The following is a 12,292-nucleotide window of genomic DNA, read 5'->3' as shown; positions in this document are numbered from 1 at the left end:
GTGCAGCGTCCGGCTGCGATCAAAGCGCCTGCACGATGGCCTGGTGGGCTTCGGTGTGGTGGGCCAGTGCCTGATAGGCAGCGGACAATTCGAGCAAGGGTTCCAGCCGGGTGTGCTGCCCTTCGCGCAACAGCTTCTTGGTCAACCTCAGGGCATGCCCGGGGTTGGCCGCGATCCGTCTGGCCAGGTCCTGGGCGGCCGCCAGCAAGTCATCCGGCTCGACGATGCGCGACACCAGGCCATACTCGAGGGCCTGCTGCGCGGACACTGTCTCACCGGTAAACGACAGCTCATAGGCCCGCGACAGGTTGTTCAGCGCCCGGGGCAGCAGCCGGGCGCCGCCGTCACCGGGCACGATGCCCAGGCGGACGAAGCTTTCAGCGAATCGCGCCTGTTGCGAGGCAATGCGGATGTCGCACATCAAGGCCAGGTCGCAGCCGGCGCCAATCGCGGCGCCGTTGACGGCGGCAATGGTTGGCACCTCCAGGTGATAGACCGCCAGCGGAATCTGCTGGATGCCATGGCGGTAGCCGTCGCGCAGTTGATACGGATCACCGGCGAACAGCCCCGCCCGCGCTTTCATGTCCTTGACGTTGCCGCCGGCGCAGAACGATTCGCCTGCGCCTGTGAGGATGACCACCTTGACCTGTGGATCGCGGTTGATGCGCACGCAAATTTCGGTGAACCCGTCGAACTGCGCCTGATGGCTCAAGGCGTTGTGCTGCTCGGGCGCGCACAGCGTCAAGGTGACGATGCCGTCTTCGAAGCGGTATTGGATAAAGTCGCTCATCTCAGGCCGCCTCGATTTTTAGCTGGGCGCTGACGCGCTCCACCAGGTCTTTCTTGGAGACCTTGCCGAAGGTCGACAGCGGAAAACTGTCCACCAGCTCCAGGCGCTCCGGCAGTTTGAAACGGGCGATTTCATGGCTCTGCAGGTAATCGACCAGCTCTTCCAGGCTCAACTGCGCAGCCGGCTTGAGGATCACGAAGGCGCACATTTTTTCGCCCAGCACCGGGTCGGGCATGGCCACGCACGCCACGTTCGTGACGGCCGGGTGAGCCAGCACCAGGTTCTCGATTTCTTCGGCGGAAATTTTCTCGCCGCCGCGGTTGATCAGGTCCTTCTTGCGCCCTTCCACCACATAGTTGCCCGAGGGCAGCTCGCGCATCATGTCGCCGGAACGGTAGAAACCTTCGGGGGTAAACGCCCGCGCGTTATGCTCCGGTGCGTTGAAGTAGCCGCGCAAGGTGTAGGGCCCCCGGCAGCACAGCTCGCCCGGCGTACCCGGCGGCACGGGAAGGTCGTCCTCGCCGAGCAAGAGGATTTCGTCGTCTTCACACACCGGCCTGCCCACCGACTCGCGGCGGACATCCAGCGGGTCGTCCAGGCGCACGAACATCAACAGGCCTTCGGCCATGCCAAAGTTTTCCTGCACCGTGCAGTTATGCAAGACCTGCTCGGTCAAGGCCCGCGTCTCCGGTTGCAGGCGCTGGCCACCGGACTGGATCACCCGAACGCTGTCCAGGTTGAAGGACTCGACCCGCGGGTCGTTCATCCACATGATCAGCAGGGCCGGCACCACATGGATATGGGTGACCTTGAAGCGCTCGATCAAGGCGAACACCTCTTCCGCCCGCGTACTGGCATGCAGCACCACCTTGGCACCGCAGAGCATGAAGCCCTGCAAGCCAGGGCACGCCAACGGCAAATTGTGGGCAATGGGCAATACGTCGAGCAACACCGAGTGCTCATCGATGCCCGTGTATCGGGAGGCCAGCCGCGAGTTGCAGGCGTAGTCGTTGTGCGAGCGCGGGATCATCTTCGGGATGCCGGTGGTGCCGCCGGACAATAGAAACAGCGCCGGGCTGCACGGATCGATCGCGGCCTGGATCGCCTCGATTTCGGCGGCATCGCGAGAGGGTTCACGGGCCAGTAAATCGCCCAGCGAGACAAAACCGTGCGCCGCGCCGCCGAGGACAAACTTGCGCCGGATGCTGGTGGTATCCGCCTGGACGCGGTTGACGATATCGATGAAATCGCAGTCCTTGGAGCGGTCCGCGGTGATGGTGGCAGTGGCGCCAGACAACTCGACGAACTGGCGCAGTTCACGGTACCGGTGGGTGTGCAGCGCCAGGATCGGCCGCACGCCAATTTTCTGCAGGGCCAGGTAGACGAAGACAAACTCCAGCACATTGCCCAGTTGCAGGACGACGATATCGCCCGGCACCAGGCCTGCATCCAACAGGTTCAAACCCAGGCGCGTGGCAATCTGGTCAAGCTCGGCGTAGCTCACCTCACGGGACGCATCGCACACGGCAATGCGCTCGCCGTACTGGCGGCACACCGCCTGGAAGGTATTCGCCAGGGTCTGGTCCTGCCAGTAGCCCTTGGCGCGATACTGCTCAACGAACTTTTCTGGAAACGGCACGAATCCCATCATGGAAATGTCCTCGATGTTGTCGTTATTGTTGGAAGGAACACGCAGGGGCCAGAGCGCAACTCTCGCCCGGAAGAATTGGCCCTGAAGAATCAGGTGGTCTTGGCGAAGCCGCCATCGATGACAATGGTTTCGCCGGTGACAAAGTGCATGTGCTCGATCAGGGTGAGCACCACTTCAGCCACGTCCGGCATGGTCACGCAGCGCTGCAGGGGCGTGGCGCGTGCGCGGCGGCTCATCAACTTGTCGTAGTTGTCGCCCAGCATCCATTCCATCCACTCCCCTTCCATCCAGCCCGGGGCGATTGCGTTGACGCGTACCTTGGGGCCCAGCGCATTGGCCAGGGTCTGGGTCATGCTGATCACGGCCGCCTTGGACGCCGAATACGGCAGCGGCTGGGCTCCGGGGCGCATGCCAACGATCGAAGCGGTGTTGACCATGCATGGCCGGGGGGCCTCGAACAACAGGGCCTTGGTGTGCTTGGCGATCAGGAACAGGCCGCGCACGTTCACGGCGAATACCCGATCCCAATCTTCCACGTCGATCTCGTCGAACTTTTTCGGTGGCGTATCGATGGACACGCCGGCGTTGCTGCAGACCACGTCCAGATGGCTGTATTGCTCACGGATGGCAGCGACCATGGCCTTGACACTGTCCTCGTTCGACACGTCGCACTGCAGCAACATCGTCCGCGCCCCGGCTGCCTCGCAGGCTTGCACCGTGGACCTGGCCGAGGCTTCGCTGCGGCTGTAGTTGACGATCACGTCATAACCGGCCTTGGCCAGTGCCACGGCCACCGTGGCGCCAATGCCGGATGCGGAACCTGTGACCAGGGCGACTTTCTTGGATGGGGACATGTTCAACCTCGTTGTTGTTTTTAAAAGAACATGTTCATTTTTAGACATGATCATATTGTTTGTCAAGGCTCTGGCCATCCCTTAAGATGAGTTCTTCCAGAACCCCGACAAAACCAGAAAAATCAAAGGTCTGACATGAACGTGAAATCGAATGCCCCGCTGGGTTTGCGCGAACGAAACAAGCTCGACAAATTCCTGCGGATCCGTGCCGCATCGAAAAAACTCTTCACCGAGAATGGCTTTGAGCCGACCACGACACGGCAAATCGCCCAGGAAGCGGACGTTGGCCTGTCGACCCTGTTTCTCTACGCCACCGACAAGCGCGACCTGTTGTTCCTGGTGTTCAACGACGATCTCGACGAGTTGACTACGCGGGCTTTCGCCGACTGCCGCGCCGACCGCCCACTGCTGGACAACCTGCGCAACGCGCTGCGGCACTTTTTCGTGTTTTACGGACAGGACAAGGTGATCTCACGGGACCTGACCCGCGAGATCACCTTCTACACAACGGGGATGCAGAGCGAACGCTTCCAGGCGACCCGAGCGCGGACCATCGACTCGATCTCGACCCTGCTCGCTCATGCTCGAGCCCAGGGTGAAGTGCGCTGCCAGGAAGACGACAGCATGATCGCCAAGACCATGTTCTATCTATTGGCAGCGGAGATTCGCATGTGGCTGGCGGACGACTCGCAGGATCCTGAAGACGGTCTCAATGAGCTGATGAAGCGCCTGAATCTGATAATGCATGGTTTGCAGGCGGCGTGATCGCCGGCACCTTGTGCTGCCCATGGAGGTCCGGATAACGACCGACACAGAGCATCAGGACACAGGCCACCACCATGCAGCCGGCGAACAACAGCAGGACCGCGTCGTAACTGCCATTGAGCGTCTGGCCAACGCCCATCAACAACGGCCCGAAGGCAGTGCCCAGACAGAACAGGCCGAACAGGTAGCCGTAGATTTCACCAAAGGCGCGCAAGCCGAAGTAACGCGCGATCAGGTAGGCAATCAGGTCCACCTCCGCGCCGACACCCAGCCCGATCAGGGCTGCGCAAAGCATCGCGCTGCTGCCGCTGGCGCCGCTGTAGAGCAAGAGGATGCCGATCACCGGGCCAATGAAGAAAAACACCGTGACAAAGGGCGCGAACAGATAGTCGAGCAAGTACCCTGCGCCCACGCGGCCGACGATCAGCGCGATGCCGATGATCGAGGCAATGCGAGCGGCTTCGCCAGCCGGTATGCCGCGGTCGGTGAGCAAGGGCACGAAGTGCACCGAGCAGCCGTTGATCGCCAGGGCCGCGAGGAAAAACGCCACGCCGATCAGCCAGAACGAGCGGCTGCGCAGCGCCTGCCCCACGCTCAGGCCAACCTTGTCCGGCGAATGAGGGGCGCCATCGACGGTGGGCTGGTTGTCCGGGAATAGCCCCAGGTCAGCAGGCTTGTTCTGCAGTTTCCAGGCGACGCCCACGGCGCCGAGAACAATTACCAGGCCCATCACCGCATACGCCAGGCGCCAGCCCAGTGCGGCCACGGCATGCTGCGCCAGCATCGGCAGCAACGCCGCACCGATGCCGATACCCGCCATGCTCAAGCCCAGGGCCAGGCCACGGCGGCGGATGAACCAGCAACTCACGGCCATGGCATAGGCCGTCGGTGTGCCGCCGGTGGACAACAGGCCAATCACGCAGAACGCCAGATAGAACAGCACCAGGTTGGCCGGCAACAGGCCGAGCGACATGATCCCGACGCCGAACAACAGCAAGGCTGGAATGGCCACTTGGCGCGCCCCCTTGCGATCGATCAACCGACCGATCCAGGGGGTGCATAAAGCGGCGGTGAGAATAGCGATGGTCAGCCCCAGCGAAACTTGCGAACGGCTCCAGCCGAACTCGGCGCTCAAGGGTTTCATGAAAATGCCGAAGGTAAATACCAGGACGGGGCCTTGGCTGACGATCATCCCCATGATCGATGCGATCACGACCCACCAGCCGTAAAACATGCGCGAAGTATTCATTGCCTGTCACCTGTGATTATTTTTATTCAGGTAGCGGTCACGCCGTCTGAGCGTACCGTATCGGGTAGAAACCGGCTGCAGTGCTTCAGCATCCTCGCCATTGCGGTCGACGTTTTTCAGCAAAGGCACGCGGCCCTTCGCGACTGTCTTCGCTGGCCTTGCGCCGTTCTTCGGCGTCGTAGCGTCGGGCCACAGCGTCGGCCAGCGGCAAGTCAAGGCCCTGCATGGCGCAGGCCTTGGTGGCGCGAACCGCCAGTGGTGCACAGGCCAGAATGTCCGCCACCCACTGCTCGACAGCTTCATCGAGCAGGTGCGCGGGAACCACTTCGTTGATCAGGCCCAGCTCGTAACCCCGTTGCGCGGTCATGGCTCGCCCGGTCAGCAGATACCCCATGGCCGCCTTCAGGCCGATCTGGCGCGGCAGGCGATGGACACCGCCTGCCGTGGCAATCAGCCCGCGCCGGGGCTCGGGCAGGCTGAGCTGGGCATGTTCGGCGGCGACGATGATGTCACACACCAGGGCCAGCTCCAGTCCGCCGCCATGGGCCGAACCATTGAGCCGTGCAATCAGCGGCTTGGCGAAACCGAAGCGGTCGGTCAAGCGTGTGGTGCTCTGCCATAATGCCGCTTCAGCCTGTTTCTGCGCCTCATCGGCAACAGCCATTTGCGCCAGTTGCTTGAGGTCGCGGCCGGCACTGAAGGCCTGGTCGCCCTCCCCGGTCAGCACCCCGAGCCACAGCTCGGGGTCAGCCTCCAGCTCATCGCAAGCCAGACTCAACTGATGGTAGGTGAGCGGGTCCAGCGCGTTGCGAACCTGAGGCCTGTTGATGCGGATATGGAGCACGTGCCCGCGCCGTTCGGTCAGCACATTGTGCTGCTCGCTACCCATCTCAGAGACCCAGCACGCGTTCGGCGTTCTTGTGGAAGAACAACTCCAGCACTTCATCGGAGTAGCCCAACTCGCCCCACTCCTTGAACAGCCGCTCATGGGGAATGCTGGGGTAGTCGCTACCGAACATGACCTTGTGCTTGAGTCGCCCGCGAATATCGCGCTTGAGCGCCTCTGGCAGGTATTTGGGTGCCCAGCCGGACATCTCCCAGAACACATTGCCCTTGTGCAGTGCACAGACGGTGGTTTCGTCGATCCACGGGTAACCCGGGTGCGCCATGATGATGGTCAAGTCCGGAAAGTCCGCCGCCAGGGTATCGATGGACGAGGGGTGCGCATGCCGGGTCTTGGCGCCGAAGCCCCCAGGCAGACCTGCGCCCATTCCGGTCATGCCGACGTCGATCATCACCGGCACTTTCAGGGCGTTGATTTCCTCCCACAGCGGGTAGTAGCGCTGATCGTCGACACTGAAGTGCTGCATGATCGGATGGAAGTGAAACCCAAGCATGTCGAGGTCGCGGATCGCATGCTTGGCCTCATCGATCGCCACCTGCCCCATGGCCGGCTCCACGGCACCCCAGGCCTGGATGATGCAGTCATGGCGATCGCGCATGCCGGCCACATAGTCGTTGTCGCAAGGCACTGTGTTGATGGTTGCTCGCAAATCCAGGGCCACCAGCACCGCCTCGATGCCGGCGCTCTGGAACTCGCGAACCACTTCTTCCTCTGTCTTGGCCTTCCAGTCGCGGTGCCAGTACTCCGCAAGAGCCTTGACATAGGGACCCTGGCAGTCGATCCAGCGTTGGGTGTTGGGGTAGCAGTGCAAGTCGATTCGGCGCATATGATCGCATCCATTATTGTTGTTGATCATTTATGAACATGTTCTTTATATGGCCGAGTCGAGCTTATGTCAAGCGTCAGGCACGCGTGAGTTATGACGCTTGAGGGGTGTGTCTATCGGTCGGCTGGATTGCGCTACGGGGATGAAATCAACTTCATTCTCGGTCAGGCGTACTGAGGCGCTCCTTTCGAGTCATTTTCATAGCGAATCCATTCACGGATCCGCAGACCCGGTAACGGCGAAAATGTTGCAGGGCACTTGATACAGCACATGCTCCGTCGTACTGCCCACCCATTTACCCAGCCCCTTGCGGTGGGCATTTGTGATATGCAGGGCAGCGCCTGTGGAGCATTGGCACGGGTGACAACCCACACAAACGCTGCTAATCCAACAATAATAGAGGCCAAACCACAAAGGCAGAGAACCGATTGAACATCGATACCCGCATCAAATTCCGTCATCTGCTGTGTTTTCTCGAGGTGGCGCGCCAGGGCAGCCTGGCGCGTGCCTGCGACAAGTTGGCAATCAGCCAGCCGGCGCTTTCCAAGACCCTGAAGGAGCTTGAAAACCTGTTGGATGCCACGCTGTTTGAACGGGGTAAAAAGGGCTCGACGTTGACCGAGGCCGGCGTGGCCTTTTTGCGCTACGCAGGGCCGAGCGTGCAATCGTTGCGTGACGGGGTCAACAGTTTGCGCTCTGGTGTGCATGAGCCCATCAGCGTGCAGGTTGGTGTGCTGTCCACCGTCGAAAGCCTGTTGGTGCCTGAAGTGGTGTGCCGTCTGCACGAGCGCCACCCGGCGTTGGTGGTCAGTGTCGTGACCGGCCCAAGTGCCTACCTGCTGTCGCGGTTGCGTGTCGGTGAGCTGGACCTTGTAGTGGGCAGGATGACCGATAGCCCACTGATTCTCGGGCTGGCGTTCGAGCACCTCTACAGCGAATCCATGACCTTGGTGGTGCGTAGCGGCCATCCGGTGCTCACCGGTCTGCCGGGGCAGAAAAATCTCGAGGACTATCCGTTGGTATTGCCGTCGGCGGGAACGACGATCCGCAAATTCGCCGACAGCCTGTTTGTGCAACACGGGATAACCCCATCACGCCAACGCCTGGAAACCCTGTCGGTGGCCCTGAGTCGGCGCTACGTACAAAGCAGCCAGGCCATCTGGGTCGCGCCTTTGGACGCTGTCAGGCAGGACTTGAGGCAAGGCGAGCTGGTGGAGCTGGACCTGGGGATGCGTGAGCCCGGTGGTTCCGTGGGGTTCTGCACCAATCCCGCATTGGCGCTGGCGCCAGCGGCGCAGTGGTGCGTGGAGGCACTGCGCGAGGTCGGGCAGGACTATCGTGAGGGCAAATATCCATAACCATCTGGATATGCATAAGGTCGATTTTTTCAATTTTGCGATGGGTTGTACAAGCGGAAACTGGGAACGCTGCCAACGCAGTACCGGCTTCTGTCCACCCATAACAACAGGAAAAAACGACATGTCTGATGCGCACGACAGCCGCTTCGTCATTCGTGACCGTAATTGGCATCCCAAGGCCCTGACGCCTGACTACAAGACTTCGATCCTGCGCTCTCCCCGCCAGGCACTGGTGAGCATCCCGCAATCCTTATCCGAAACCAGCGGCCCGGATTTTTCCCATCTGCAAATGGGCCGGCACGATAACGATCTGCTGTTGAATTTCAATCATGGCGGCCTGCCCATCGGCGAACGCATCATCCTGGCGGGCCGGGTTTGCGATCAGTACGGCAAGCCGATTCCCCACACCCTGGTGGAGATGTGGCAGGCCAATGCCGGTGGTCGTTACCGGCACAAGAAAGACAGCTACCTGGCCCCGCTTGACCCGAACTTCGGCGGCGTTGGCCGAGCGTTGACCGACCGCGATGGCAACTACAGCTTCCGCACCGTCAAACCCGGCCCCTACCCATGGCGCAACGGCCCCAACGACTGGCGCCCTGCGCATATCCATGTCTCCATCAGTGGCCCGTCGATTGCCACGCGCCTGATTACCCAACTGTATTTCGAAGGTGATCCGCTGATCCCCATGTGCCCGATCGTCAAGTCGATCGCCAATCAGGACGCGGTGCAGAGTCTGATCGCCCGGCTGGACATGGGCATGGCCAATCCCATGGATTGCCTGGCTTATCGTTTTGATATCGTCCTGCGCGGTCAGCGCAAGACCCACTTCGAAAACTGCTGAGGAGGCCTGCACATGCCCGTTCAACTGCTGCCTGAAACCCCGTCGCAAACCGCCGGCCCCTATGTCCATATCGGCCTGGCGCTGGAAGCTGCCGGCAACGCGCCGCGTGAGCAGGAAATCTGGAATGAAATGGCCAGACCCGGCGCGCCAGGTGAGCACATTTTATTGCTGGGCCAGGTGTATGACGGCAATGGTCACCTGATTCGCGACGCCTTCCTGGAGTGCTGGCAGGCCAATCACGAAGGCGTCTACGACAGCGCTTTCGACCTGGAAAAACCCTTCAATTGTTTTGGCCGCACCGCGACGACCGATGTCGGTGAATGGACGATCAAGACCGTGAAGCCCGGCGTGGTGAAAAACGCCTCGGGCGTGGCCATGGCTGCGCATGTCAACGTGGCGCTGTTTGCCCGGGGCATCAACATTCACTTGCAGACCCGACTGTACTTCGACGACGAACCCGAGGCGAATGCCGTGGATCCCGTGTTGAACCTGATCGAACAACCCCATCGGCGCGAATCCCTGATCGCCCGGCGCTGCACGGTCGATGGCCAGCTGGCGTACCGCTTCGATATCCATGTCCAAGGCGAAGCGGAAACCGTGTTTTTCGACTTCTGACGACGCATGACAGTGAACACCGCCCCATGGGAAAGGTCACCCCCACCCATGGGCCTCTTCGATAAAATGCAAAACCGCGCTCGATCGTTCATCAATCCGTGAAATCAGCGACAGTTCACTGACCATTTCCGGTTGCGCCAGGGGCACGATCCGTATGCCGGGCATGGTCAGCCGGGTCATCGTTTCCGGCACGATGCTCAGGCCGATACCCGCGGCCACCAGCCCGGGAATGCTCATCAGCGATGGCACATGCATGATGTTCTCGGGGTGCAGCTGGTTTTGCCGGCAGGCCTGGAGCGTGTGGGAGGTCAGGCCAATGCCGGCGCTGTCCTGCAAGAACACGAACTTCTCATGCCGCAGTGTCGCCAGTTCACCGGTAAAACTGTCCGCCAGTTCATGGTTGTCCGGGATCAGCAGGACGAGCCTGGATTGGCTGAAGTGATGGGTGCGCAGCCGGTCCGGCAGGTGATCCTTGAACACCCTGGCAAAGGCCAGGTCAAGCTTGTGGTCGAGCAACATGTCGAACTGCGCGCGAATACCGGCGTCCACCAGGGACACTTTGACTTCGGGAAACGTGCTGAAGTAATGGCGCAGCAATTGCGGCAAATTGGCCTCGAACAGGGCCGAGTGATAACCGATATTGATTTCGCCGACTTCACCGCGCCGGGCACGCCGGGCGGCGGCAATCGCCAGCTCGCTGGCCTCGATGGACTGCCGGGCATGGGGCAGGAACGCCTCGCCGGCAGCGGTCAACGCCACGCCGCGGTTTTCCCGCCGGAACAATGCCAACCCCAACTCCGCCTCAAGCGTGCGCATCAATTGGCTCAGGGCCGGTTGCGCGATACCCAGTTGTTCAGCCGCGCGGCTGAAGTGCTGCAGGTCGGCGGCGATCACAAAGGCTTTCAGGTGACGCAGTTCCATAATCGCTACCCATAAGGCTGACTTATCTATTTATCGTGATTTCGATAATTATTTTGCAAGCGGGATGCGCTAACGTCTACTCACTTCGACGATTCCTTGCAGCTGCATCGAAATCGTATGGGTATCCCGACACCATAAAAACAATGACGAGCACCTTTATGAGCACACCCCATCAAGAGACTCATGATTCGCGCATGCCTCGCAAAGCGGTGACCGCTGCGACGATCGGCACCGCCCTGGAATGGTTTGACTTCACGCTGTATGGCGCGGTGTCGGCGACGATCCTGCCCAAGCTGTTTTTCCCGGCCATGGAGCCGACAGCCGGCCTGCTCGCGTCGCTGGCAACCTTCGGTGTCGGCCTGGCCGCTCGACCGCTGGGCGCCATTACCTGTGGTTACCTGGGTGACAAACTGGGCCGGCGCAACCTGATGTTGGCCACCGTGAGCATGATGGGCCTGGCGTCGGTATTGATGGGCCTGTTGCCCACCTACGGCCAGGTTGGCATCTGGGCGCCGATCCTGCTGGTGTTGCTGCGGATCATCCAGGGCTTCGCGCTGGGTGGGGAGTCCACCGGTGCGCAACTGATGGCGCTGGAACACGCCACCCCCGATCGCCGCGGCCGCTATTCCGGCATGCTCGGCCTGTGCTCACCGCTCAGTCAGATATTGGCCAACGGCGTGTTGATGGGCCTGGCGGCGACGCTTTCAAGCGAGCAGTTCGAAAGCTTTGGCTGGCGAATTCCCTTCCTCATGAGCTTCGTACTGGTGGTGGTCGCGATCTTCATCCGCCTGAAAGTCGATGAAACCCCGGCCTTCGTCGCGTTGAAAAAGACCCCGGTCAAACAGGAAAAGAGCCCGCTCAAATCCGCACTGGGCAGCCATTACAAAACCATCCTGCGCCTGATGTTTTTCTTCTGCTCGCCCGCTGCACTGTTCTACCTGATCGTGATTTTCTCCCTCAGCTACCTGACCAAGCACCTGGGCTTCAGCCAGTCGACAGGCTTCATGTCGCTGATGGTGGCTAACATGTGTGCGATTTTCGGTGCGCTGGCCGGTGGTTATCTGTCCGATCGCTGGGGCCGTAAAAAGGCGTTGGCATTTGGTTCGTGCATGACCTTGCTGATCCTGTTCGTGTACTTCCCGATCCTCAACACACTGAACGTTCCCGCCATCATGGCAATCATGGGGCTGTTCCTTGGCTTCACCCAGTTCCAGAGCGGCATCCAGCCGGTGGCCTTCGCCGAAGCCTTCCCGACCCAGGTGCGCTACTCCGGCTCGGCTCTGGCCTACACCGGCGCCAACCTGGTGATTGGCGGCCCTATGCCAATGATCGCGGTCTATCTGATGAGCCAGTCGAACAACTCGCCATGGCCTCTGGTGACGCTGTGTGCGGTGATCAACCTGATCTCGCTGGCCATGATCGTCATCGGCCCGGAAACCCGCGGCATCGACCTGAACGCTGTCGCCAAAGACGACGAGATCGACACTCGCGCTACCGCCATTCTTTCCAAATAACGCA

12 protein-coding genes and 1 pseudogene are annotated in these 12,292 nt (G+C 60.9%); 5 read left to right on the top strand and 8 right to left on the bottom strand.

Annotated elements, in window-relative coordinates:
* Positions 1 to 19 precede the first annotated feature (19 nt).
* From DKB71_RS10280 to DKB71_RS10270, 3 genes are all read right to left on the bottom strand, one after another.
* The gene (locus tag DKB71_RS10280) at positions 20 to 790 is read right to left on the bottom strand and encodes a crotonase/enoyl-CoA hydratase family protein (RefSeq protein WP_408600272.1); all 771 of its coding nucleotides are present in this window, start codon (positions 788 to 790) and stop codon (positions 20 to 22) included.
* 1 nt (position 791) lies between these two features.
* On the bottom strand, positions 792 to 2,441 hold the full coding sequence (locus DKB71_RS10275) for a (2,3-dihydroxybenzoyl)adenylate synthase (RefSeq protein WP_408600271.1): 1,650 nt from the start codon (positions 2,439 to 2,441) through the stop codon (positions 792 to 794).
* A gap of 89 nt (positions 2,442 to 2,530) precedes the next feature.
* Entirely contained in the window at positions 2,531 to 3,295 is a 765-nt protein-coding gene (locus DKB71_RS10270) for an SDR family NAD(P)-dependent oxidoreductase (protein WP_408600270.1), read from the bottom strand.
* Positions 3,296 to 3,430: 135 nt separating this feature from the next.
* Here DKB71_RS10270 and DKB71_RS10265 point away from each other — a divergent pair, with 135 nt between their 5' ends.
* On the top strand, positions 3,431 to 4,060 hold the full coding sequence (locus tag DKB71_RS10265) for a TetR/AcrR family transcriptional regulator (protein ID WP_408600269.1): 630 nt from the start codon (positions 3,431 to 3,433) through the stop codon (positions 4,058 to 4,060).
* On the opposite strand, the gene DKB71_RS10260 is transcribed toward DKB71_RS10265, so the two are convergent.
* From DKB71_RS10260 to DKB71_RS10245, 4 genes and pseudogenes are all read right to left on the bottom strand, one after another.
* Entirely contained in the window at positions 4,005 to 5,309 is a 1,305-nt protein-coding gene (locus DKB71_RS10260; protein ID WP_408600268.1) for an MFS transporter, read from the bottom strand. The genes DKB71_RS10265 and DKB71_RS10260 overlap by 56 nt on opposite strands.
* A gap of 85 nt (positions 5,310 to 5,394) precedes the next feature.
* A complete protein-coding gene (locus tag DKB71_RS10255; protein WP_408600267.1) occupies positions 5,395 to 6,198 on the bottom strand; it encodes an enoyl-CoA hydratase-related protein in 804 nt (267 codons plus the stop codon).
* Between the two features lies 1 nt (position 6,199).
* Positions 6,200 to 7,039: an amidohydrolase family protein gene (locus DKB71_RS10250; protein ID WP_408600266.1), complete on the bottom strand. Its 840-nt coding sequence runs from the start codon at positions 7,037 to 7,039 to the stop codon at positions 6,200 to 6,202.
* A 213-nt stretch (positions 7,040 to 7,252) separates the two neighbouring features.
* Positions 7,253 to 7,360: pseudogene (locus tag DKB71_RS10245) on the bottom strand (universal stress protein); the annotation flags it as partial.
* 107 nt (positions 7,361 to 7,467) lie between these two features.
* Between DKB71_RS10245 and pcaQ the strand changes: the two are divergent.
* From pcaQ to pcaG, 3 genes are all read left to right on the top strand, one after another.
* A complete protein-coding gene (gene pcaQ, locus DKB71_RS10240) occupies positions 7,468 to 8,397 on the top strand; it encodes a pca operon transcription factor PcaQ (protein ID WP_408600265.1) in 930 nt (309 codons plus the stop codon).
* A 121-nt stretch (positions 8,398 to 8,518) separates the two neighbouring features.
* Complete coding sequence (gene pcaH, locus DKB71_RS10235; protein ID WP_274076371.1) at positions 8,519 to 9,238, top strand: protocatechuate 3,4-dioxygenase subunit beta; 720 nt, start codon at positions 8,519 to 8,521, stop codon at positions 9,236 to 9,238.
* A gap of 12 nt (positions 9,239 to 9,250) precedes the next feature.
* Entirely contained in the window at positions 9,251 to 9,853 is a 603-nt protein-coding gene (gene pcaG / locus DKB71_RS10230) for a protocatechuate 3,4-dioxygenase subunit alpha (protein ID WP_408600264.1), read from the top strand.
* A gap of 36 nt (positions 9,854 to 9,889) precedes the next feature.
* Here pcaG and DKB71_RS10225 read toward each other — a convergent pair whose 3' ends face one another.
* Positions 9,890 to 10,774 (bottom strand): LysR family transcriptional regulator, encoded by an 885-nt coding sequence (locus DKB71_RS10225; RefSeq protein WP_274076369.1) that lies wholly within the window; start codon positions 10,772 to 10,774, stop codon positions 9,890 to 9,892.
* Between the two features lie 158 nt (positions 10,775 to 10,932).
* On the opposite strand from DKB71_RS10225, the gene DKB71_RS10220 reads away from it, so the two are divergent.
* Positions 10,933 to 12,288, top strand: a complete 1,356-nt coding sequence (locus DKB71_RS10220; RefSeq protein WP_274076368.1) for an MFS transporter — start codon at positions 10,933 to 10,935, stop codon at positions 12,286 to 12,288.
* Positions 12,289 to 12,292: the final 4 nt, after the last annotated feature.

The sequence above is a fragment of the Pseudomonas sp. PLMAX genome (assembly GCF_046042685.1).
In the GTDB taxonomy this organism is placed as follows: domain Bacteria; phylum Pseudomonadota; class Gammaproteobacteria; order Pseudomonadales; family Pseudomonadaceae; genus Aquipseudomonas; species Aquipseudomonas putida_AE.
Note: the sequence above shows the minus strand (reverse complement) of the source record. Positions and strands in the feature narration are given on the sequence as shown.

What these genes read in the sequence shown, in the direction of transcription:
- DKB71_RS10280 (WP_408600272.1), bottom strand. Translation starts at nt 790, where the DNA reads ATGAGCGACTTTATCCAATACCGCTTCGAAGACGGCATCGTCACCTTG.
- DKB71_RS10275 (WP_408600271.1), bottom strand. Translation starts at nt 2,441, where the DNA reads ATGATGGGATTCGTGCCGTTTCCAGAAAAGTTCGTTGAGCAGTATCGC.
- DKB71_RS10270 (WP_408600270.1), bottom strand. Translation starts at nt 3,295, where the DNA reads ATGTCCCCATCCAAGAAAGTCGCCCTGGTCACAGGTTCCGCATCCGGC.
- DKB71_RS10265 (WP_408600269.1), top strand. Translation starts at nt 3,431, where the DNA reads ATGAACGTGAAATCGAATGCCCCGCTGGGTTTGCGCGAACGAAACAAG.
- DKB71_RS10260 (WP_408600268.1), bottom strand. Translation starts at nt 5,309, where the DNA reads ATGAATACTTCGCGCATGTTTTACGGCTGGTGGGTCGTGATCGCATCG.
- DKB71_RS10255 (WP_408600267.1), bottom strand. Translation starts at nt 6,198, where the DNA reads ATGGGTAGCGAGCAGCACAATGTGCTGACCGAACGGCGCGGGCACGTG.
- DKB71_RS10250 (WP_408600266.1), bottom strand. Translation starts at nt 7,039, where the DNA reads ATGCGCCGAATCGACTTGCACTGCTACCCCAACACCCAACGCTGGATC.
- pcaH (WP_274076371.1), top strand. Translation starts at nt 8,519, where the DNA reads ATGTCTGATGCGCACGACAGCCGCTTCGTCATTCGTGACCGTAATTGG.
- pcaG (WP_408600264.1), top strand. Translation starts at nt 9,251, where the DNA reads ATGCCCGTTCAACTGCTGCCTGAAACCCCGTCGCAAACCGCCGGCCCC.
- DKB71_RS10225 (WP_274076369.1), bottom strand. Translation starts at nt 10,774, where the DNA reads ATGGAACTGCGTCACCTGAAAGCCTTTGTGATCGCCGCCGACCTGCAG.
- DKB71_RS10220 (WP_274076368.1), top strand. Translation starts at nt 10,933, where the DNA reads ATGAGCACACCCCATCAAGAGACTCATGATTCGCGCATGCCTCGCAAA.